20 protein-coding genes are annotated in these 21,826 nt (G+C 47.5%); 5 read left to right on the top strand and 15 right to left on the bottom strand.

The window, feature by feature from the left end; genetic code table 11:
• Positions 1-45: 45 nt before the first annotated feature.
• The 5 genes from KQI_RS0118930 to KQI_RS0118910 all read right to left on the bottom strand — a co-directional run bounded on the left by KQI_RS0118930 (position 46) and on the right by KQI_RS0118910 (position 3,935).
• A complete protein-coding gene (locus KQI_RS0118930; protein ID WP_029390238.1) occupies positions 46-300 on the bottom strand; it encodes a YneF family protein in 255 nt (84 codons plus the stop codon).
• Positions 301-407: 107 nt separating this feature from the next.
• Positions 408-2,156: a tRNA epoxyqueuosine(34) reductase QueG gene (gene queG / locus KQI_RS0118925; protein ID WP_010348445.1), complete on the bottom strand. Its 1,749-nt coding sequence runs from the start codon at positions 2,154-2,156 to the stop codon at positions 408-410.
• 98 nt (positions 2,157-2,254) lie between these two features.
• Positions 2,255-2,692: a ribonuclease HI gene (gene rnhA / locus KQI_RS0118920; RefSeq protein WP_010348444.1), complete on the bottom strand. Its 438-nt coding sequence runs from the start codon at positions 2,690-2,692 to the stop codon at positions 2,255-2,257.
• A 102-nt stretch (positions 2,693-2,794) separates the two neighbouring features.
• Entirely contained in the window at positions 2,795-3,379 is a 585-nt protein-coding gene (lepB, locus tag KQI_RS0118915; protein ID WP_010348443.1) for a signal peptidase I, read from the bottom strand.
• A 130-nt stretch (positions 3,380-3,509) separates the two neighbouring features.
• Positions 3,510-3,935 (bottom strand): GNAT family N-acetyltransferase, encoded by a 426-nt coding sequence (locus tag KQI_RS0118910; protein WP_010348442.1) that lies wholly within the window; start codon positions 3,933-3,935, stop codon positions 3,510-3,512.
• A 518-nt stretch (positions 3,936-4,453) separates the two neighbouring features.
• Here KQI_RS0118910 and KQI_RS0118905 point away from each other — a divergent pair.
• Positions 4,454-5,065 (top strand): superoxide dismutase, encoded by a 612-nt coding sequence (locus KQI_RS0118905; RefSeq protein WP_010348441.1) that lies wholly within the window; start codon positions 4,454-4,456, stop codon positions 5,063-5,065.
• A gap of 131 nt (positions 5,066-5,196) precedes the next feature.
• Here KQI_RS0118905 and KQI_RS0118900 read toward each other — a convergent pair whose 3' ends face one another.
• Entirely contained in the window at positions 5,197-6,075 is an 879-nt protein-coding gene (locus KQI_RS0118900) for a helix-turn-helix transcriptional regulator (protein ID WP_010348440.1), read from the bottom strand.
• Positions 6,076-6,237: 162 nt separating this feature from the next.
• Here KQI_RS0118900 and yiaY point away from each other — a divergent pair, with 162 nt between their 5' ends.
• Complete coding sequence (gene yiaY, locus KQI_RS0118895) at positions 6,238-7,392, top strand: L-threonine dehydrogenase (protein ID WP_010348439.1); 1,155 nt, start codon at positions 6,238-6,240, stop codon at positions 7,390-7,392.
• Between the two features lie 152 nt (positions 7,393-7,544).
• Here the strand turns inward: yiaY and mutY are convergent, their stop codons facing one another.
• Entirely contained in the window at positions 7,545-8,783 is a 1,239-nt protein-coding gene (mutY, locus tag KQI_RS0118890; RefSeq protein ID WP_010348438.1) for an A/G-specific adenine glycosylase, read from the bottom strand.
• Positions 8,784-8,787: 4 nt separating this feature from the next.
• Positions 8,788-9,192, bottom strand: a complete 405-nt coding sequence (acpS, locus tag KQI_RS0118885) for a holo-ACP synthase (RefSeq protein WP_010348437.1) — start codon at positions 9,190-9,192, stop codon at positions 8,788-8,790.
• A gap of 182 nt (positions 9,193-9,374) precedes the next feature.
• On the opposite strand from acpS, the gene KQI_RS0118880 reads away from it, so the two are divergent.
• Entirely contained in the window at positions 9,375-10,190 is an 816-nt protein-coding gene (locus tag KQI_RS0118880) for an alpha/beta hydrolase family protein (protein WP_010348436.1), read from the top strand.
• A gap of 83 nt (positions 10,191-10,273) precedes the next feature.
• On the opposite strand, the gene nadE is transcribed toward KQI_RS0118880, so the two are convergent.
• From nadE to KQI_RS0118865, 3 genes are all read right to left on the bottom strand, one after another.
• Positions 10,274-11,083 (bottom strand): ammonia-dependent NAD(+) synthetase, encoded by an 810-nt coding sequence (nadE, locus tag KQI_RS0118875; protein ID WP_010348435.1) that lies wholly within the window; start codon positions 11,081-11,083, stop codon positions 10,274-10,276.
• Positions 11,084-11,216: 133 nt separating this feature from the next.
• Complete coding sequence (locus KQI_RS0118870) at positions 11,217-11,651, bottom strand: BrxA/BrxB family bacilliredoxin (protein WP_010348434.1); 435 nt, start codon at positions 11,649-11,651, stop codon at positions 11,217-11,219.
• A gap of 142 nt (positions 11,652-11,793) precedes the next feature.
• The gene (locus tag KQI_RS0118865) at positions 11,794-13,533 is read right to left on the bottom strand and encodes a two-component system sensor histidine kinase NtrB (RefSeq protein WP_010348433.1); all 1,740 of its coding nucleotides are present in this window, start codon (positions 13,531-13,533) and stop codon (positions 11,794-11,796) included.
• A 291-nt stretch (positions 13,534-13,824) separates the two neighbouring features.
• On the opposite strand from KQI_RS0118865, the gene KQI_RS0118860 reads away from it, so the two are divergent.
• Entirely contained in the window at positions 13,825-15,084 is a 1,260-nt protein-coding gene (locus KQI_RS0118860; protein ID WP_010348432.1) for a BaiN/RdsA family NAD(P)/FAD-dependent oxidoreductase, read from the top strand.
• 214 nt (positions 15,085-15,298) lie between these two features.
• Here KQI_RS0118860 and KQI_RS0118855 read toward each other — a convergent pair whose 3' ends face one another.
• Both KQI_RS0118855 and KQI_RS0118850 read right to left on the bottom strand, forming a co-directional pair.
• Positions 15,299-16,969, bottom strand: coding sequence for a ribonuclease J (locus tag KQI_RS0118855; RefSeq protein ID WP_010348431.1), 1,671 nt, complete (start codon positions 16,967-16,969; stop codon positions 15,299-15,301).
• A 244-nt stretch (positions 16,970-17,213) separates the two neighbouring features.
• Positions 17,214-17,636, bottom strand: coding sequence for a hypothetical protein (locus KQI_RS0118850; protein WP_010348430.1), 423 nt, complete (start codon positions 17,634-17,636; stop codon positions 17,214-17,216).
• A 286-nt stretch (positions 17,637-17,922) separates the two neighbouring features.
• Here KQI_RS0118850 and KQI_RS0118845 point away from each other — a divergent pair, with 286 nt between their 5' ends.
• Positions 17,923-18,387 carry a MarR family winged helix-turn-helix transcriptional regulator gene (locus KQI_RS0118845; RefSeq protein ID WP_010348429.1) on the top strand — a complete coding sequence of 155 codons (465 nt, stop codon included), beginning with the start codon at positions 17,923-17,925 and terminating at the stop codon, positions 18,385-18,387.
• A 125-nt stretch (positions 18,388-18,512) separates the two neighbouring features.
• Here KQI_RS0118845 and KQI_RS0118840 read toward each other — a convergent pair whose 3' ends face one another.
• Positions 18,513-20,069 (bottom strand): glycoside hydrolase family 32 protein, encoded by a 1,557-nt coding sequence (locus KQI_RS0118840; RefSeq protein WP_010348428.1) that lies wholly within the window; start codon positions 20,067-20,069, stop codon positions 18,513-18,515.
• Positions 20,070-20,174: 105 nt separating this feature from the next.
• The gene (locus KQI_RS0118835; RefSeq protein WP_010348427.1) at positions 20,175-21,674 is read right to left on the bottom strand and encodes a glycoside hydrolase family 68 protein; all 1,500 of its coding nucleotides are present in this window, start codon (positions 21,672-21,674) and stop codon (positions 20,175-20,177) included.
• Between the last annotated feature and the right edge of the window lie 152 nt (positions 21,675-21,826).

Raw genomic sequence — 21,826 nt, 5'->3', positions numbered from 1 at the left:
CCTCTATGCAGCAACCTCATGCGACATCCGTGCTCACGTTGCTCATTATTTCCGACGGCCCTGATTTTTACGCGCACTAGGCTGATTTTTGGAGAACTGCTGGTTCTTCATCATCTGCTGAGCCTTCTGCATTTGTTTTCCATTCAGGTTGTAACCCATCTGCTTGGCCATTTTTTGCAGCGTTTCAGGGTCGTTCTGCATCTTCTCAAGCTGTTTGCGAAGATAATAAGCACCGATGAAAAATCCCCCAACCAAACCAACAATCAGGGTAATAATCGGAATGACAATATTCCACACCACGAAGTCGTCACCTCTGTATATTTATATGAATCATCATGCATTACACACGAACCTATCATAGCAAAACATGGGACAGCTAGCAAATCACAATTTGCAAACATATGTCCTTATTCTTTTTCCAAATCCAGTAGCTTTGTCTTGATTTGCAGGCCTCCGGCATAACCGACCAGGCTTCCGTTTGCACCTGATATCCGGTGACATGGAATCAAGATGGGCAGCGGATTTTTGTTGCTCGCATCGCCGACTGCGCGTACGGCTTTGGCACGTCCGATGGACTCCGCAATATCCTTGTAGGAGACGCTCTGTCCATACGGAATATTTTGCAGTGCACGCCATACCTGCTCTTGGAAGGGAACCCCTCTCAAATCAAAGGCTATACTGAATTCCCGTCGTTCTCCGGCAAAATATTCACGCAGTTGATCCGTGGCCTCGCGCAGCTTTTCCGGTTCCTGCACGTAGACATATTCTCCGACCCACGTCCGGGCCCATTGCTGAAGCAGTGCCTCCTTCGCATAAAAAACGCCAAACTCTATTCGACACAGCCCCCGATCCGTTGCGCACAACGTCAAAGTGCCCACAGGGGTCTCCATTTCATCATAGTAAATGGTGGTTGGACCCTGTGAATCCACGGCCGTTGCTTCTGAATTTGATAATTCAGAGACCTTTTGCTGTTCTGCTTGCTGTTGCTCCTCCAGTTTGGAATGCGCCTGCGCGATCATTTCGCGTACTTGCTCATGTTGTTCCTTCTCAGATGCTTGCTTGATCGCTGTCATAGCGTTTTCCCCTCCTATTCGGCTCAAAGCCCAAGCCGCCGTGCCCCGAAGCTCGGGGCGTGGATCATCCAACAGAACCTCCGTCAGCTTGGGTACGGCACTGATATCCTTGAAATTGCCCAACCCGATAATCGCATTGCGCTGAATCGGCTTTTTCCCTCGCCAGGCTGCCGCGCTTTGACCAAACCGTTCCTTGAATTCACGATTGCTCAAATCCAGCAAAGGCAGCAGCAGCGGCTTCACAATTTCGGGATCGGGTGCAAGCTCAGGATGATGATCCCAGTTGAGGCCCCGATTTTTGGGACATACCATTTGGCAGGTATCACATCCGTACAGCCGATTTCCTATTTTTAGCATAAACTCTTCATCCAGAAAGCCTTTCGTTTGTGTCAAAAAGGAAACACATCGCCGGGCATTCAGCTGCCCCGGTCCCACAAGCGCGCCCGTAGGACACGCATCCAGACATTTGGTGCATTCCCCGCACCCATCCGTGACCGGTTCATCGGGTTGAAAAGGAATATTCGTCAGCAATTCGCCCAGATAAATCCACGATCCCAGCGTCGGCGAGATCATCATTGTGTTTTTACCGCTAAAGCCAATACCTGCGCGTTCTGCTACAGCTCGATCCGACAATTCTCCGGTATCCACCATGTTCTTCATTATCGCATCAGGCACCCGTTCACTTATAAAAGCCTCAAGCTTTTCCATCGCCTCGCGCAGCACAAGATGATAATCCTTCCCCCAGGCCGAACGTGCCATAATGCCACGGTACTTGCCCTTGTCCGACTTCGGCGGGTTCTTCATTTTGGAAGGATACGCCACCGCAATGGCAATCAGGGATGCAGGCTGTGAGCCATACAGCTCCGGATAAATCCGCTTGTCAATATCCGGCTCCTCAAAGCCGGATTCATAACCTTTGGCCCGTTGCTCTTCCAATATAGCTTTCAGAGACAGAAAGGGGTCGGCGGATGCGAACCCGATGGAGTCGATCCCTAGCCCCGGAGCCGCCTCAATGATTTCCTGCTTGAGTGATGCCCAGGTCGAAGCGGTTCCGGCAGCCGTCCGAGTCAGTCCGCGTTGCATCCGATATTCACCTCTCTTTCATTACTTTCACAATCGCTCGTATGAGAAGTTTGCAATAATTCTCTAACTCAAATTTCAACAGAAAATAGCAGCAGATGCTACCGTAAATTTTTAACAGCACTGGTCGCCAGGAAATCACAGTGATTGTTCAGCTCGTTGTCACTGTGTCCCTTCACCTTTACATATTCAACCTCATGCTTGCCCATCAGTGCCCACAGTTCTTCCCACAGCTCTTTATTTTCAACAGGCTGATTTTTACTGTTGCGCCAGCCGTTACGGAGCCAATTCTTAATCCAGCCCTGCTTGAAGCAATTGACGACATAGGCAGAGTCACTGTGTACTTTGACATGGCAAGGCTCCTTGAGCAGCTTCAGCGCTTCGATCACGGACCTGATCTCCATGCGGTTATTTGTTGTCATTTTCTCGGCTCCAGACAGTTCCTTGCGATGCTCTCCATACAGTAAAACGACACCCCAACCCCCGGGGCCCGGATTTCCCGAACAAGCGCCATCGGTATATACCATCACTTCTTTCACATTCCTCTTCCTTTCCTGATTCGTGACCGTCTGCTCCATCTTGATCCTGATCGGTTCACACGCGTTCCGCATTGATTTCAAACGATCGCCTCTATAGCCACTTCATAGCCACTTCCACTCGGTTATCGGCCAAAATATAAACTCTGCACGCCCCAGCAAATCCTGAGCTTTAATGCTGCCAAAATAGCGACTGTCCTTGCTTGCAGCAGTATGGCGGTTATCTCCCATGACAAAAAAGTGACCCGGCTCCACCGTAAAAGGGCCGTAATCACCATCCTCTACCCTGGAGCTGGTGTAAGGCTCATTTAGCAACTTACCGTTCACATACAAAAGATTATGTTCAACCCGGATCACGTCCCCGGGAGTGCCTATCACTCTTTTCACTAAAAACCTCGGGCTGGCCGGCTTGGAGTCGGGATCTTTTAAAATTACGATGTCTCCCCTGCCCGGATCATGAAAATTGTAAACCAGCTTGTTAACGAACAGATGTTGGCTTTCCATGAGCGTCGGCTGCATCGAGTGTCCCCTGACCGTGGACAGATTAAACACGAACAGGTTCAGAAGCAGCAAGACAACCATCGCAATCAGAAGAGTGATCAACCAATCGCGTACGTGTCCAGAGCGACCTGCTTGTTTGGATGTTCCCGGTGAAGGCACTGGGCCTGACGAAGGAGCCAAAGCGTCCATAATAATCCTCCTTAACCCTGCTATAAATAGAAAAGCATATCCCGTACCCGATTGCAACGGTTACTCAGATATGCTCTAAATGGAAGTCTTAACCTCAAAGATATTCAATTCTCTTTATATCGATTGCCGATTAATGCGGAGCCAAAATACTGAGTTTCTGAAAGGTTTGTAAAATCTGGCTCGCTCCGTAGCCCATCGCCTCATACAAAGGCATGGCCGCGCTGTTATGCTTGTCCCCGGCAACCAAAATACGGCTAACCTTACGCTGCTGAAAACGCTGCTCCATAGATTCCACAAGCGACTTGCCAATTCCCATCCGACGATGATCCGGGTGAACAGCAATACGATAATAACAACCATGATTCTGATCAATCGTGCCAATCAGGGCGCCAACGATCTCTCCCTCTTCTTCCGCAACGACGATCAAACCGGAATCCCACGAAAGCTGACGTGCAAAAGCGCCCACCGTCTCCTTGTAGCACTCCTCTGACAAGGCAATTTGCATGAGTTCCGTTACTGGATTCACATCACTTAATTGAAAGGAACGAACGTGCATAAGTTATATCTCCCTTTTCGTAAGCATAATAAAAAAATGAGACAGCACCGTCATTTTTACATAAATCCTTAAAATTCTTAGCATGGCGTTAATCACGAGGCATTATGATAAAAATGCATACGATCTGCTATATATGAAATGAAGAACAGCAAAAGGGTATGTACCCTCACGTCAGGTCCAAAGACATGACAAGATATAGCAGACGACAAAAAAACCGAAAATTCTGCTTCCTTGACCATTAAACCACACTTTTACTCGGAATACATCCCTTTTTCTCGTGAAAGCGCTGTATATAAAGCGTTTACATTTTTTTGTCTCACAATTTCCCTCTTAATGCCTAAGTTTTGTATATTTCTGTTGGGTTTTTGGATATGCTAGCTACCAGGTCGTATTTCCCAGTTTGCTATTTTACAAACAAAAATGTTGATAAAATAGCCTGAATGCGGTTTAATATAACTGTAGAGGGTATTATTACATAGGAATACCTTACCCAACCATATAACCAGGAGGGATTTACTATGGCATTTCAATTACCAGAACTTCCTTACGCGAAAGACGCACTGGAGCCGCACATTGATGCGCTGACAGTAGAAATTCACCATGATCGTCACCATAACACATATGTAACAAACCTGAACGCAGCTCTGGAGAGCGCTCCTGAACTGCAAAGCAAAAGCCTGGAGGATCTGATCTCCAATCTGGACAGCGTTCCTGAAAGCATCCGCACTGCGGTTCGCAACAACGGTGGCGGACACCATAACCACAGCCTGTTCTGGGAAGTAATCGGTCCTAATGGCGGCGGACAACCAACGGGCGCCATTGCTGATGCAATCAATAATGAGCTGGGCGGCTATGACAAATTCAAAGAAGACTTCACTAAAGCAGCTACAACACGTTTTGGCAGCGGCTGGGCTTGGCTGGTTGTCGGCAAAGACGGCAAACTGGCGATCACTAGCACTCCTAACCAAGACAGCCCACTGTCCGAAGGTCTGACTCCGGTACTTGGACTGGACGTTTGGGAGCATGCTTACTACCTGAAATATCAAAACAAACGCCCGGATTACATTGCTGCATTCTACAATGTTATCAACTGGGATGAAGTGAACAAACGTTACGCGGCTGCAAAGTAACAAGCCAGTAACAAACATCACTACCCTAATAATAAAGGCTGTCTCCAAAGTAGAGTTTCTACGAGTGAGACAGCCTTTTTAATTTAAATGGATGACAAAAGAACCCCGACCTTGCCTTTATATTTTTCACATTATGAAAGGACTGCTTGCCGCTGCACACTCATCTGGTATTGTTTAGGTGTAATTCCGTATTTTTTCTTAAAAAGACCGATAAAGTAGGAAACGCTCTCATAATTCAAATCAAAGGCGACCTCCGTTACGTTTCTGTGCTGGAGCCATTGCTTGGCGAGCTGCATTTTTTGATTCGTAATATAGTCAAGCGGAGTCAAGCCTGTTATTTTCTTAAACTGATTTGTAAAATTCGCATGTGACATGTTGTAGTTATCCGCCAAATCCTTCACATGCCTGATGCCGGGCAATTGTTCCTGAATGTCGCGAATCGCGCGGAACACCGGGTGTCGGTCGTTCGTGAGCAAATTCTGTTCAAGCACCTGCATCTGTAGCAAATGATAGGCCATTTCCTGAGCGCTCAGATCAATCAGGAATTTTTTTCTTTCGGCAGGTTGTTCCATATACTGCTTGATCCGTTCCATGGAGGCTGTAAGTAAATTCGTCTTTTCATTCAACTCACAGCGAACCACCGAATGAGCAGGAGTACTTTCCGAAACCTGAAATTCCTCCTCTACCACATCCCTCAACCGTTCCATTAACTGATCGCTTAATTCAAACACCAGTGCCTTGGTATGTTCTTTGATTTTCATTTCAACGCTGGACTGTGGAGGAAGCAGGATAATTTCTTGAGAATCGTATTCAAAATGCTCTGTTTTATTAATTTTGACCTCTTTCCTTCCCTCCAGAATGGTGCATAGTTTCGGGTACTCATATGAAGCATATTTTTCGTAATAGTTCTCCGGAAGATCATAATATAAAATCCGGATCAGATCGGTTTCATATCCATACTGCAGCTCACTATAACGATTAAAGTCTCCTAAAGTCTTGGCATGCTCCATCCATCTCACCCTTTTAAAAATCACGATATTTTATAATAAAATGTGTTAGTTCACCCCAATAAGGGGCAGTATGATAAGGATATAAGGATGGTAATGAGATCCTTTAACTCCATCATTATACCTCGATTTAACTCAAAATAATAATAAAGGTGGATGCATACGATGACAGGAACTTCAAAATTCATGATGCCGGGTATGAGTCTTATGGGCTCAGGCGCACTGGCGGATGCAGGTACAGAGATTGGGAAGCTGGGCTATACAAATGCATTGATCGTAACCGATAAACCTTTAGTTGATATCGGTATTGTGAAAAAAGTAACAAGCGTGTTGGAAAGTATAAACGTAAAATCCGTCGTATACAGTGGTACACAGCCGAATCCTACAGTTACAAATGTGAACGAGGGCCTGGAGCTGCTGAGTCAATCCAAATGCGATTTCATTATTTCGCTCGGAGGTGGGTCACCGCATGACTGTGCCAAGGGCATCGCACTGTTGGCTTCCAATGGCGGTCAAATTGGCGACTACGAAGGCGTGGATAAATCCACGAAGCCCTCCTTCCCTCTGATTGCCATTAACACAACGGCAGGAACGGCTAGCGAAATGACCATGTTTTGTATTATTACGGACGAAGAGCGCCATATCAAAATGGCGATTGTCGACAATCACACGACACCGCTCATTGCTGTCAATGATCCTGATCTGATGATGGCTATGCCCAAATCATTAACTGCTGCAACAGGAATGGATGCGCTCACCCATTCTATTGAAGCTTATGTTTCCACCAATGCTACACCCATTACAGATGCGTGTGCGATCAAAGCAATTGAGCTGATTCGAGACAATTTGGCCAGAGCCGTCGATGACGGTAACGACGTAGAGGCTCGCAGCCAAATGGCCTACGCTGAATTTCTGGCAGGCATGGCATTCAATAACGCCGGATTAGGCTTTGTTCACGCCATGGCACATCAGCTTGGCGGCTTCTATAATCTGCCACACGGCGTTTGCAACGCCATTTTGCTGCCGCATGTAGAGCGCTATAACGCCAAGGCATCCGCCGAACGACTCACTGATATCGCACGTGCTCTTGGCGAGAATACAGACGGCGTTACACCGGAACAAGGTGCCAACCTCGCTCTGCAGGCTATCGAGAAGCTGGCTAAACGGGTCAACATCCCGTCCGGTCTGGAAGAGCTTGGTGTCAAACGCGAAGATTTCACCGTACTCGCAGCGAATGCGCTTAAAGATGCCTGCGGCGTAACCAATCCGGTTCAGCCTACGCAGCAAGAAGTCATCGCCATTTTTGAACAGGCCATGTAATCAAGGACAAGTAATCAAAAACTGTACAAATCTCTCAATTACGTACGATGAATAGCGATGGTCTATACATATCGTTATTCTTATGGGATGTCAGGCTGAACGAAAAAAGAACAAAAAAGCTGCCGGGAGAAGTCCCGGCAGCTTTGAGAGACCTACACCAAGGTCTCTTTTTGCTTTGCATAATATTCAGTGATCAGATCGAGGAACACCTTGGGAAACGCCATGGTGTCCATATCCGCCTCGCTGATCCAGCGATACCCGGCAGGCAGCCCAGGGCGGACCTGCTCCGCCTGCTCTACGAGCGCAATCAACGCATCCGGCTTCGCTCCGGTGCTGTAGTCTGCCCGCTGCTCGGCAGCCAGCGGTTGTCCGCCCGCCTCCCCGGCAGGGCTGGCGACCTCTTCACACTGGAACACACGCAGGTTCCAGTGGATGTGGCTGAACGTGTGCTCCGCCTCACGTACAAATCGCACCGGGCGGGCAAGCACGCCCTCTGCCAGCAAATGAGCCGCCAGATGGTCCATAGCGGGCTCATCCGGCATCGGGCCGTTGTAGCCCTCTGGCCCGACCAGCTCGTGCGGCAGCTCCCACATGCGGGCCAGTAGGCCCTTGGCCGGACGCTGCCGGACGAGCAGGCGGCCTGCGTTCGCGCCGCTGCCCTCGACGAGGGCGACGGAACGCGGCTCCAGCCGCGGCGGCTTCGCCTTCGTCTTCACCGGCAGCGTTTCCTCACGACCTGCCAGTCGCCCTGAGCAGTGCTCCATAACCGGGCAGGTCAGGCACTGGGGCGACTTGGGCGTGCACACCAGCGCCCCCAGTTCCATCAGCGCCTGGTTGAAATCGGAGGCCCTCTCTTCGGGGATCAGCTCCCGTACCAGACTTTCCATATGCGATCGTGTGCTGCCCTTCATAATATCCTCTTCAATGAGGAAATAGCGCGACAGCACCCGCATCACATTGCCATCCACAGCAGGCTCCGGGCGATTGAAGGCGATACTCATAATCGCACCTGTCGTATACGGACCTACCCCCTTCAGCGCAGCGACCGCCTGTGTATCATCCGGCACCTGTCCGCCGTGAAGCTCGACCACTTGCCTGGCCGCAGTTTGCAAATTCCGGGCCCGTGAATAATAGCCCAGCCCTTCCCACAGCTTGAGCACATCCTCCTCGGGTGCTTCCGCCAGCGCTTCAATCGTCGGAAAACGTGCAATAAAGCGATTGAAATACGGAATCACCGTATCGACGCGCGTCTGCTGCAGCATAATTTCCGAAATCCAGATATAAAAAGGATTTCGATGGCGGCGCCACGGCAAATCCCGCTTGTTTCGTGTATACCAGTTCAACAGCTCAAAGCTGAAATAACGTTTTTGTTCCAATGTATTGGCAGTCATCACATCACATCTCCTTATATTCGACAATTACAAAAGCAGAGGCAATGTTGGGCTGGTGTGTAATACTCAGGTGAATGCTGTAATCCGAGGCTCCGTTACCCGGCAAACCCAGTCTATCCCACGCGGACGAAGACAAATAAACTGCGGGTTTCCCTCCTGGCTCTGGTAAAATATCCATATCACCGAACCCGATCATCTGCCCGATTCCGCAACCGAAGGCTTTCGTGATCGCTTCTTTTGCAGCAAAGCGCCCTGCTACGAACTCCGTTAGCCTGCCCTTGCGTTCCACAGCAAGCTCGCGTTCAGCCGGGGTCAACACCCGATTCAAAAACGCATCTGCATATTTACCTGCCAAAATGTCAGCCATACGGCTTATTTCCAGCACATCATGTCCAATTCCGTAGATCATTTGGGTATTCCCCATCCTTTTTATACTTTACTGCACCTATTGTAACAGTGCGTCCACACCATGGCGAGTCACAAAGGCGTAAAAGCAGCACCAAAATATGTTAAAATAAGAGAGGCTATTGATGAATGCTTGAATTAGAGCTTATACGTCGATTTAAAATTCCCACAGAAAGGAAGGATAGGATGTCAGAAACCATTGTGGTTGAAGCAGGAACAGACGCAGTAATCCGGGCCTCCTGGTTTCCCGCCAAAAAAACAGCCAAAAGCCTGCTCATCATCGCTCATGGCTACAAGGGATTTAAGGATTGGGGTATGTTCCCCTTTATAGCAGAAGCATTAAGTGCGGATAACCATGTCATAACCTTTAACTTTTCACATAATGGCATAGGTGAGGATTTAGAGAATTTTACCGAGCTGGAAAAATTCGCTCGCAACACCTATAGCCGCGAACAAGAGGATTTGGATATACTGATAGCCAATCTGAGAGCACGCCACGAGTTTCGAGAATTGCCAGTATTTCTGTTAGGACACAGCCGGGGCGCGGGAAGTTGCTTCGTATACGCGCTGGATCACCCCGAGGAGATATCCGGCGTCATATCATGGAATGGTGTGACAGATTTGGATTTGTTCACTTTGCCGCAAAAAGAAGAAATGCGCACCAAGGGGCGCAGCTATGTGCAAAACGCCAGAACCGGGCAGCAGCTTCCGCTGGATGTTGTCATTCTGGAAGACCTGGAGCAAAATCGCTCGCGTTTTGCGATCGTGGACAGGCTCGCAGACAGCCAGTTGCCGGCCGTACTTATCCAGGGAACCGAAGATTCCAAACGCCTGCGCGAAGGCTCTGCCCTGCTCTCCTCTGTTCGTCCCGATATTGAATGGGTACAAATTCAAGGTGGCAATCATACCTTCAATACCGTGCATCCATTCCAGGGAAGCAGCCTTCCGCTCGACCAGGCCATTACCGAAACCTGCCGCTTCATTGAACGGATCGTCAAATAAGCTTTAGCCCCTTCAATACAAACGGCGATCCGCTGGGCGGATCGCCGCATTTATTTGTTTTTAAAATTCATAAGATTACCCGCTTAAACTCCCGGAATGCTTGTCCGCTTATGCGCTGTACGTGTGAAGAAGCTTTCCAGCTTTTCGCGTGCCGCCGGGTCAATTTCTTTACCTTCCAGGTAGTCGCTATTTGCTTCGTAGGAGATGCCGAGTTCTTTTTCATCCGTCTGGCCTTCCCACAATCCTGCTGTAGGCGCCTTGTCCAAAATGGCCTGCGGAACTCCAAGGTGGCTCGCCAGCATGCGCACCTGGCGCTTGTTCAGCGTGCTAAGCGGTGTAATATCGACTGCACCATCGCCCCATTTCGTATAAAAGCCTGTGATGGCTTCTGAAGCGTGATCTGTACCAACGACGAGCAGATTCAGCTCATTCGCGAGTGCGTACTGAACCACCATACGCGTTCTTGCCTTTACATTCCCTTTCACTTGCGGAGTAATGGAACGTTCAAGACCGATATCCTTTAGCGTATGCTCCACTTCCACGGCAACCTTGTCCACCGCTTCCTTGATATTCGTTTCTCCGGCATATTTCAGGTCGAACGCTTTGGCAACCGCGTAGCTGTGCTCAATATCTTCCTGCTTGCCATACGGCTGGAACACACCCAGCGTTTTGTACTCTTCTCCTAGCTCCTTTGTCAGCTCATCAGTAGCCTGCTTGCACAAGGCAGTCGCTACAGCACTGTCAATCCCGCCACTGATGGCGATCAGCAGTCCTTTGCTTCCGGTCTTCGTTACATAAGACTTGAGGAAATCTACGCGCTTGCGAACCTCCGCCTCTACGTTAATCGTAGGCTGTACTCCCAATTCAGCAATAATCTGTTCCTGCAAACTCATCAGATAGGCACCTCTTTTCAGGAATTTACTTTACAAGCTGGCATGACAAGACAAGCTAACATGACAGGCCAACATGCAAAAGCCCCGGCAAATTTTCGCAGGCGAAAAATGCGGGGCATTAGCTTGAACAGTCTTAACGGCAAAAACGGTCAAATGCACTGGTCAGATCAGCGGCGATTTGCACAGCCGAACGATCCTCTACCTGGTTACGCTCGATGAAATGAACCAGCTCGCCGTCTTTCAGCAGTGCAATGGAAGGGGAAGATGGCGGATACGGCGCGAAAAATTCGCGAGCCTTCGCCGTTGCTTCCTTGTCCTGTCCGGCGAAAACCGTGTACAGGTGATCCGGTGTAATATCATGCTTCAGCGCTTCGCCCACACCCGGACGGCATTGACCCGCAGCACACCCGCATACCGAGTTCACAACAATCAGCGTTGTTCCCTTGGCATTAGGCAGCTTGGCCTCCACTTCTTCCGAAGTACGCAGCTCCTGAAATCCAAGATTGGTCAGCTCATCACGCATGGGCTGAACAGAATCTCTCATATATTGGTCAAAAGACATAGACATATTCTTTCACTCCTTCTCCAAAAATCATTGTATACTACATTGCTCATTTTATCCTCTGACGTGTTAAAGGTACGGATACCTGATCTTCATTATACAATCTTTTTCACGTAATTTGCAAAAAAATAGATCTGTATGTGTACAGTTATTTTTGGATGGAATTCATGACAGAAGGCTCCGAATGATCCCTGTAAGCTGGAATAGTTCTGCGCAATCGGACTCTAAACTGCGTTCCCATCCCCTCCACCGAATCTACGGCAATCGTACCATGGTGTCGCTCTACGATACTTTGACATAAGGCCAGCCCCAGACCTGTACCTTTCGTTTTGGTTGTGTAAAAAGGCTGGAACAGCTTTTCAAGCTGATTTTGCGGAATTCCCGGACCTGTATCCTTGACTTCCAGTTCCACAAAATCCCCTTCCTCATGAGTGGAAATGGTCAGTACCCCCTTTTCACCCATAGCCTCCATCGCATTACGCGATAAGTTAAGCAGCAATTGCTTCATTTCCTTCGGATTCAAATGCAGCATGGTCACATGATCCTCCAGCTTGAGCTCAATCGTCTGCCCCCTCAGGTTTGCATCTGCCCACAATAAAGGTGTGAGCTCGCGAATAATATCATGAAGATGGCATTGCTCCTTCTCAACAATCCGGTTCTGGGCAAGTGAAAGAAAATCGTTAATTATTCCGTTCGCCCGATCCAGTTCCTCCATCACAATACGGTAGTAATGACCGAGGGAATCCGGGCTCTTTTCACGCATAAGCTGTAAAAATCCACGCACAACCGCCATGGGATTGCGTATTTCATGAGTAATGCCTGCAGCCATCTGTCCGACCAGACTGAGCCTCTCGAAATTGCCCAGCTCACTGCGCAGCGTCTCCAGCTCTGTAATATCCTGCAAGGCAATAATGGCACCTGTCGTTTTGTTTACCTGTTTATCCTGCATAGGAAGAAAGCTGCAGAAGAATACTTTGGGAGGTACATTAATAAAATCAGCACTCGCCTCTCCTTGCAACGCTTTCGCAACCCGTTCGTTGACCACCGACGAAGTATTAAAATCATATATCGAGGTCCATGGACGACCCACTACCTCAGGCAGCGTAATAAAGGGATCGAAATCCCGGTAGAGTTCCAGCATCGTTTTGTTCATATGTATAACTCGTTCTTCGCTATCCAGAGTAACAAGGGCTAATGGCATCAAATCCATCACCTGACGCAGCTTATCCGCTTCAATTAAGTATTTGTTCGTAAATTCGCTTACATCACGTCGCAACGCCAGCTTTTCAAAGGCATTATGCATCAGACTCACAACCGTAAAACTGGCCAGTACACCTGCAGCAATATTCCATAGCGTTGTAAGCAGATCGGGAATGTATACCCATACATCCTTTTTGCCCCAAAGCAGTGGAAAAACCGCCTTGAGCAGCATATCAACCACAACATATCCGGAAATCAGAAGCCTTTTGTCCGACAGCGTTCCTCTTTGAAAGAACTTGACATGCAGCAGCATAAAAGGAAAAAGGATAAAACCTGTAGCCACATACGTATGCGACATTTCTGTCGACTGAGCTATAGCCAAAACCCCCATGAGTGCGGAAGCGGCGATCACAAAGGCGGTACGACGTCTACCATACATGGCGCCCATAGCGAGGGGAATAATGCCAAGATTGGAAGGGAGACCGTATGGAGACTGATATTGAAAGAGAGAACATAGCAATATGGCCGGCAAGCAACACAAATAAAGTATCTCTTGATTAGGACCGGGAAGCAGTTTGCCGCCCCAAGCCTTTTTCTTATCCCCATAATCCGTTAATATAGAGAAAAAACCCGCCGATATAACGGCAAGGAGAACCTGGAGCACACTTTCCTTCAACGCAATTAACAAGGACTTTTCCTCCTCCTCATCTTTCCTTGACGCTGTTAGTTGAATTAAAGCACAGGCTACAATATATTACAATATATGTGTTAAAATTCCGGTGTAGAACGACAAAATCCGCAAAAGACCAGATGAATAGAAGAAAAACGTCTTTACGCGTTTTGCAATTCGGCAAAATGAGAGATCCGCGCGCTTATCCTGATAAGGATAAATTGAAGCGACGTTATTGCGATATAATGAAAGAACTGTTACACCATTCTGAATTTTTTTGAAAATTGTCGACGAAAAGGAAGAGATTTCATGATATACGACGTGATTGTGATCGGAGGCGGCTCGGCCGGATTAATGGCCGCTGCGGCAGCCAGCGCTGGGGGCGCCAAGGTGCTTTTACTAGAAAAAGGGAATAAACTCGGGCGCAAGCTCGGCATTTCCGGTGGAGGACGCTGCAATGTCACCAATGCAAAAGAGCTGGACGAGCTAATCCGGCACATCCCCGGGAATGGCCGTTTTCTGCACAGTGCACTGGCGGCTTTCGGGAATCGGGATATCATCGCCTTTTTTGAGGAGATGGGTATTGCCTTAAAGGAAGAAGACAACGGGCGCATGTTCCCAGTGACGGACAAAGCGAAAACAGTTGTCGATGCTTTGGTCAACAAAGTGCGTTCTCAAGGGGTCGACATTCGCACAAGCTGTCCCGTACAAGAGGTTATTTACAAAGAAGGTCATACGGCTGGCGTATGGCTGCGTTCCGGGGAAACCCTGCGCAGCCGTAGCGTCATTGTAGCCGTAGGAGGCAAATCTGTCCCGCATACTGGCTCGGAAGGTGACGGCTATGCTTGGGCCGAGCAGGCCGGGCACACGATTACGGAGCTCTATCCAACGGAGGTTCCGTTGACGTCAGGCGAGACGTTCATCCAGACGAAGGAGCTTCAGGGACTATCCCTGCGTGATATCAGCCTGACTGTATGGAATGCGAAGCAAAAGAAGGTTGTTGTCCACGAAGGAGATATGATTTTCACACATTTTGGTCTGTCCGGCCCAACCGCTTTGCGGTGCAGCCAATTTGTCGTAAAGGGAATGAAAAAGGATAAGACCAGCACGGTGCTGCTGACGCTCGATTTGCAGCCTCACAAGCATGCTGATGAAGTCTACCGCGAAACGCTGGAACTGGCAGCAGCCGATGCTAAAAAGGCGATCAAAAATGTGCTTAAATCTTATGTACCGGAACGCTTGATTCCATTATTGCTCCAGCAAGCCGGGCTGCGTGAGGATTTAACGTACGATCATATTCCCAAGCAGCAATGGCAGGAGCTCGCTCATCGTATCAAGGCGTTTCCCATCCGCGTGAACGGCACTCTCTCTCTGAAGGAAGCTTTTGTTACCGGGGGCGGCGTGAATTTGAAGGAGATCAATCCAAAAACAATGGAGTCCAAGCTGATGCCCGGATTGTTTTTCTGCGGTGAGATTTTGGACATTCATGGTTATACTGGTGGCTATAACATTACAGCGGCTTTTACAACAGGGCACACAGCGGGAACACATGCGGCTGTATGTGATTAGACGCTGCGCGTAGGATTTGATCTTACGATCGCTGTCGCTTCTCCAGATTCAAATCCTCCGCTTCGCTGCGTACCACTACTGCATCCTCGTTTTTTGGGGGAGATAGGAAAGGGAAATAAAAAAGACTTAAATCAGTCGTATTACTGATTTAAGTCTTTTTTAGTTTATGGCGTATTGAACAAGATCCATCTTGTTTTGATGTTTGCCGCTATTCCTAAACCTCAATAATGATCGGTAAAATCATGGGTCTTCTCTTGGTCTGACTGTAAATAAACCCGCCTACATCATCTTTTAGCATCTGCTTAATCAGACTCCACTGACTCATTTCAGTTTCTGTCAGCTCATTCACTGTGGACATGATCGTTTCGTGGATTTGATTCATGAGGTCTTCGGAATCCTTGACATATACAAATCCCCTTGAAATGACCTCGGGCGTTGCGAGTATTTGCTTCTCGTTTTTGCTTATCGTCATTACAATAATCAGCATTCCGTCTGAAGCAAGCTTTTTCCGGTCTCGCAGCACAATATTGCCTACGTCACCTGTTACCAGCCCATCGACCAGACTATTGCCGGATGGCACTTTAGGGCCCAAGGCCGCCCTTCCTTCTTCAATTTGAATGGTATCACCATTATGGACGATAAATACATTTTCCATCGGAATCCCCACAGACTCCGCCAATTGACGATGCCGATACAACATTCTGAATTCACCATGTATAGGAATCAAATACTGTGGCTTCATCAGTGTCATCATTAATTTTAGCTCTTCCTGGCTACCATGACCGGATACATGCATCCCAGTGGAGCTGCCTGATCCATAAATAACCTCGGCACCTAGCACATACAGGTTGTCAATCACCTGGGAAAGATTTCGTTCATTCCCGGGTATGGCTCCCGCGGCAATGATGACAGTATCACCGGGCAAAACTTCGATTTTGGGATGCAAGGAATTGGCCAAACGGGACAATGCGGCCATAGGCTCGCCCTGACTTCCTGTGCATAAAACTGCGATTTCTTCTGCGGGGAACCGCTCTGTTTCTCCCGGCTCGATCAGCAAGTCCTCCGGCATTTTCAAGAAGCCCAGTTCCTTCGCCACCGACACCACATTGATCATACTGCGTCCGAGCAAAACCAGTTTGCGGCCTGTTTCCACAGCCGCGTCAATGACTTGCTGGACACGGTTCACATTGGAAGCGAACGTGGAGATAAATACCTGCTGCTTGGCTCTGGCGAATGCATCCAGAATATGTCCGCCAACCAGACGTTCTGAAGGTGTAAATCCCGGCCTTTCTGCATTTGTGCTTTCAGAGAGAAGCACTTTCACCCCTTTTTTTCCAATCTCGGCCATTCGATGAAGATCCGGAAAGGGCCCGCTTACGGGAGACATATCGAATTTGAAGTCGCCGGTATGGACCACATTTCCTTCCGGTGTCTGAAAAAAGACACCCAGGCAATCCGGGATGCTGTGAACGGTGGTGAAAAAGGATGCCTGGATCGTGCCTATATCGACGGTTGAATTCGCATCTATAAGATGAAGCTCAGCATCACGTAAAAGACCGTGCTCTTTTAACTTAATCTTTAACAATTCTATGGTGAGCTTTGTTCCAAATACGGGAATATTGATTTGCTTCAGCAAATAAGGAATGCCCCCGATGTGATCCTCATGCCCATGAGTTACAATGAGCGCTCTGACTTTATCCTGATTTTCCAGCAAATAGGTGACATCCGGCACAATGAGGTCAATACCAGGCAAATTTTCGTCAGGAAACTTGGAGCCACAATCGATAACGACAATATCCTGATCGTATTGGATGAAGTACATGTTCTTCCCGATTTCATTTACACCGCCTAGAGCAGCAATGAGTAATCTGTTATCAGCCAGCATCAAGTTTATTTCCTCCTTAGGAAAATGCTATCCATATTATTCATTGTCCACGTAAACTTATGCACTATACATGGGAAAGAAATGTGAGCATCCTTCCAAAATAAAAGGACAGTTCTGGCCCATACACAAAAAAAGGAACCTCTGTCTCTTTAAAAGACAAAGGTTCTCACTTGATTTATGAAATATCCACCGCTGCCAAAGTAGCAGCAACCAGCCACAGGATCGGGAATAGTTTGCTCAAAAGCTAAATATGGATGCTGCCTGAAAAACCATCCACTTCGTCCTCCGGTTGTTGATCCGAGCTGACGTTGTGCTCCTCTGTTGTGTTGGTGTACGTATGAGAAGAGCCGTTTTTATACGCTTCGCTCCAATCTTCATTGATAACGTGCGCCGGGATAATCCAATCCTCCGGGCTATAGCCGGGGTTTTGCGCACCAATATTACCATCCGCACCTGGACGAAAAGAGAGAATTCCCGTCTCAATCATGCTTCCTTCATAGGCTTGGCAAATCTCCAGTGCAGACAGCACATCCTGGTTCTCAACATGAACACTGAGACCCGTGTCACCGTTTGTGCTGGCAGCGTATCCGATTTCCTTTAATGTTTCACAGGCCTCTACAGCCTGCTGCGGATCACGAAATTGAAAACGGAAAGAACCCGTATCCATGTGCCTCATCTCCTCTGAATAACCTATTTTGTTATTTGGGATTTATATTGTTAGGTTATTTTTTAATATAACCAACCGGAACGGGTTTCTTACATTCCAAACCTTTATTTATCAAAAATTTACTTTAAAGCTTTGAAATTAAATAGTTAAAAACGCAGCTACTGTGACAAATCGCATGTTTTCCCTACGTGAATCCCTTTATGCTAGTAACAAGGGTATGGTTGCCCGGTCATCCGAACCGAGCGGTCAAAGGATGCCCAAATCCATACATAAAGGCGGAATGAAGATGATAGATTACCGAACATTGGTGACACAGCAATCCATGCATTTGTATAGCGTGTTTGCCAAGTCATTCAAAAGTGTAAACGAACATGCGGTTGCTGGCATCAAAACGGTGGGTTTCAACCCAACGGCCTTCGCCGTGATGGAAGTTCTATATCACAAGGGAGCGCAGCCGATCCAGCAGATTGGAGCCAAGCTTTTACTGCAAAGTGGAAATGTCACTTATGTTATCGACAAGTTGGAAAACCGTGGTTATTTGCACCGTCACCCGTGTGACCAGGATCGTCGAATTATATATGCAGAATTGACGGATGAGGGACAACGCGTCATGGATGAAATTTATCCTGACTATACACGTCAGATTGAACGTGCCTTTAGCGGCATCAGCGAAACCGAAAGAGATCAGCTGATCGGTTTGCTTAAAAAATTGGGGCGCAGCGCCGATAACCTGTCACCCTATCACAAGTAGACTTCCCAGATCGATTCATTAACTAACAGTAAGTGGTATTTTTCACAAAGAGTCCGCCCCACGTGTAAAGTGGGGTGGGCTTTTTATCTATGGCGATGAACAGTAGCCCCAGACGCATATATCGCTCACTTAACGATAAAATTGCTGATGACCACATTTTTAAACATAGCTGTGCCGCCAGTGGTAAAAAGGGTAATTCCCTGATCATCCAAACGCGGGAAGATTAAACTGGAATGCACCACCGCTCCGTCATCTACGAATACTTCAATACTGGTTTTATCGACTAGAATTTTCAGGTGAACGTTTCTCTGGTTCACATCAAAAGGCGCTTTGCTCTCTATATAGGCTCTACTCTGATCCGGTTGTCCGGTATACGCTCTGTTGACGTAAGAGTATCGTCCTTCCAAAGAAACGCCGACATCTACATGACGTATGCCATCCTTGGATTCTCGTAGTCTCAAGCCCACATTTTCGATCGTTGACCATGAAATATCCGCCTCTAGCTGATAAGCTTCTGCCTTCACCGGAAGCGTGTGCGTACCATTAACCTTGATCTGCGCAAATGACTCCATTGAAGTAGGTAATTGCTTCAAAGCTTTGACCGGTTGTGAAACCAAGTGGTAACCAAGCCCATCTACATGCTTCAGCCGAATTTGACGCACAACGGAGTCCATCCCGTTAAAGCCTTCTTTTAAAGTAGGTGTGTTGTTGGCATAATCCCAATTGTTCATCCAGGCCAGCGCATAGCGATAGCTATATTTATCGCTGCACTTTCCCTCCTCGAACGTCACCGCCCCATACCAGTCAAAGCCATAATCCAGCCACTCAGGCTTACTATGGTCCGGAGAAAAATGGTTGCCATCGAAATTTCCAGTCCAGTAGGCATACGTGTTAGGTTCACCTGTTGATTTCCCGTTTGCGCTTGCGCCGAGAATCCATTTGTAGGTTCCATCGTCCGCTCGCATTTGGTAGAGGTCGGGACACTCCACAAGCCCGATATTTTCGGTGCTAAAGCCGCTCATATAACGCCATTTCTTTAAGTTGTCAGACTCATAAAAACCAATCTTCGTACCTTCCGCCATAACCATGATCCATTTATCACTATTGATATCCCGTATGATTTTCGGGTCTCTGAAATCCTTCGTTCCTGGATTCGTCATCACAGGAGTATCACCATAAGAAGTAAATGTCTTGCCTTTGTCGATGCTATACCACAAAAATTGCTCTTGCTTCCCTTCATTTGCGGAAGGCTGCGTCACAATCGCTACCAGAGCACCTTTTCCAAACCCGGCGCTGTTGTTATCATCGATCACAACCGATCCAGACCACGGGTCACCATTTGGATTGGTATATTTGGGAATCGACACGCCCTCATCCTTCCAATGAACCAAATCGGTTGAGGTGGCATGCCGCCATTCTGTACCATTTTTTTCGGGATAGTCTCGATTATACAAATAGTAATAATGATATTGTCCATCCATATAAATGAGCCGCTGCGGATCATTTTTCCACTTATCCGGAACGGTAAAATGATAGGCCGCCCGATAGGTTGGTGTTGGAGGTATTGGAGTTTTACCCGCATCCCACTGATGCATACTCCAGCCCAAAGCTATGAATATCGTTAAGCCTGCGATGACTACAACGGATCGTATCCAAATGCTCTTGGAAGCTATTTTTTTCATGATGACGATCCTCCTTACCTCTCATTGCCTCTTATGTACCGTCCGATGGGCGACAGATCGGTAAGCTTCCAAGCTGCCGCCTGCGGACATACTGCATATATCTATTTATTTCTTTCCATACTCATATGGAGGTTCATCTTTATCATTCGTTGGATCAATCGCGATTTGCCCTTGCTCCAGAATACGGTTTTTCACAACAGAGGTTTTCGAGCCTTTAATATTCAGCAGGAAGCTTGGCGCGAAAGTAGATTTGTGATCCGGGAAAAGCCCTCGATTGGTCATATAGCTGGTAACAACTACGTTATTGCCTTTGCCTTGCGGAATAGCAAAATGGGCATACGTCCAGGTAATATCATCGCGATCCAGGTCCTGATGGAGAACGAGACCGGTTCCATTCAGCGGTTTGTAAGGCCCTGTCAAGGAAGTAGAAACATAACCCAGCATGTAAATATCATCGTCACCGATCGCATCAACAGTTACCTTGGAGCCTCTCGTGCTCGTAAATAAGTACCACAAGCCATTCATTTTGAACACATTTGCCCGTTCAATCTCATCGGTTACCAAATTGGACGCAATCAGAGGTGGCATCACTTTTTTCAAGGTAAAGTCATTATTCAATTCAACAATGCCGAGTGCGCCGTTTGCCAATTCAGCTCCCTTTTTCTTGGGGCTTTGCAACAAATTATGTAGTTCTTCCGTGAAGAATTTTTTATTGCCGCCATAATAAGTTGAGTTTTGAAGTGAATCTTCCCCTTGGTAGCCTGTCTCCGTCCCTGTGTTCGCTTCAAATATGATATACTTGCGGCCTTGATCCTCAATATAGTGAGGGTCTCTAAGCGTATGATTATCCATATCCACGCCGACGCTTTGCTGAACATTTTGATAGGTTTTCCCATCTCCACCGTCATAAATCGGTTTAAGATCCTCGACGCCATCCACTTTAAGCGTTTCATCATCAGGTTGAGAGAGATTAATTTGAGCCGTAGTCAAGGTTTGTTTACCGTATAATTGATTGTTTGGGGCAAAGGGCTGTCTGCTGGTATAAAATAATCGCACTTGTCCATCAGAGGTTAAGGTCGCCGAACCGGACCATTCTTCTGCCTGATTTTTTAGAATCGGATCGTTTGCAAGTAATTTGTCATTGTCTTTAAATACTCTTCCGGCATTTTTCCAGCCGTTCAGCGAGGTGTTACCCGCTTTTTGATAGAACAGATATATGAATGTATCCTCCGCTCTTTTAGGGTCGCCTGCCAGTCCAAACACGATATTATACCCCTTGTAATTGGCTACTGTACCATCGGCATTTTGTAACGGCCAACTGTCCCAGACATCCAGATCAATCAGCTTGCCTGAACCGTCGCGGCCTTTTGCCGAAGAAACATTCTTGATGGTTGATGCATCGAAGGACGGAACCTCAAATTTCTCTTTGCCTTGCTGTTTGAAAATATTCAGCATGTCATGGCGTGTAATCTGGGTAAATGCATTGTCTGTTTTGAGATCAGAATCATCCGTTTTTTCAGCAAAAGCCTGAATGCCCCCTCCCAATAGCAATGTGGTTGCTACAGTTAATGTGGTCGCTTTTCTGAAAAATTTGTTGATTTTCAAGTCCCTCATCTCCCTTGCTTTAATTATTTCTTTCTGGAGCAGAAAGCCAACTTTTTGGTTGGTAGGGCCATTTTATACGGTATGACAATCGATTGATATAGACTGAAAAGCCCCTTTATTTGAGCCTAAAAACAGGATACCTTCTGAATTTT

It is taken from the genome of Paenibacillus peoriae KCTC 3763 (assembly GCF_000236805.1).
Taxonomy (GTDB): domain Bacteria; phylum Bacillota; class Bacilli; order Paenibacillales; family Paenibacillaceae; genus Paenibacillus; species Paenibacillus peoriae.
This window is presented reverse-complemented; position numbering and strand designations above follow the sequence as displayed.

Coding starts and splice junctions, on each gene's coding strand:
- nadE (WP_010348435.1), bottom strand. CDS start 11,083: ATGAGTTTGCAGGAACAGATTATTGCTGAATTGGGAGTACAGCCTACG.
- KQI_RS0118845 (WP_010348429.1), top strand. CDS start 17,923: ATGATAGATTACCGAACATTGGTGACACAGCAATCCATGCATTTGTAT.
- mutY (WP_010348438.1), bottom strand. CDS start 8,783: ATGACTGCCAATACATTGGAACAAAAACGTTATTTCAGCTTTGAGCTG.
- KQI_RS0118840 (WP_010348428.1), bottom strand. CDS start 20,069: ATGAAAAAAATAGCTTCCAAGAGCATTTGGATACGATCCGTTGTAGTC.
- KQI_RS0118860 (WP_010348432.1), top strand. CDS start 13,825: ATGATATACGACGTGATTGTGATCGGAGGCGGCTCGGCCGGATTAATG.
- KQI_RS0118900 (WP_010348440.1), bottom strand. CDS start 6,075: ATGGAGCATGCCAAGACTTTAGGAGACTTTAATCGTTATAGTGAGCTG.
- KQI_RS0118850 (WP_010348430.1), bottom strand. CDS start 17,636: ATGGATACGGGTTCTTTCCGTTTTCAATTTCGTGATCCGCAGCAGGCT.
- KQI_RS0118905 (WP_010348441.1), top strand. CDS start 4,454: ATGGCATTTCAATTACCAGAACTTCCTTACGCGAAAGACGCACTGGAG.
- KQI_RS0118910 (WP_010348442.1), bottom strand. CDS start 3,935: ATGCACGTTCGTTCCTTTCAATTAAGTGATGTGAATCCAGTAACGGAA.
- acpS (WP_010348437.1), bottom strand. CDS start 9,192: ATGATCTACGGAATTGGACATGATGTGCTGGAAATAAGCCGTATGGCT.
- lepB (WP_010348443.1), bottom strand. CDS start 3,379: ATGGACGCTTTGGCTCCTTCGTCAGGCCCAGTGCCTTCACCGGGAACA.
- queG (WP_010348445.1), bottom strand. CDS start 2,156: ATGCAACGCGGACTGACTCGGACGGCTGCCGGAACCGCTTCGACCTGG.
- KQI_RS0118870 (WP_010348434.1), bottom strand. CDS start 11,651: ATGTCTATGTCTTTTGACCAATATATGAGAGATTCTGTTCAGCCCATG.
- KQI_RS0118880 (WP_010348436.1), top strand. CDS start 9,375: ATGTCAGAAACCATTGTGGTTGAAGCAGGAACAGACGCAGTAATCCGG.
- KQI_RS0118855 (WP_010348431.1), bottom strand. CDS start 16,969: ATGCTGGCTGATAACAGATTACTCATTGCTGCTCTAGGCGGTGTAAAT.
- yiaY (WP_010348439.1), top strand. CDS start 6,238: ATGACAGGAACTTCAAAATTCATGATGCCGGGTATGAGTCTTATGGGC.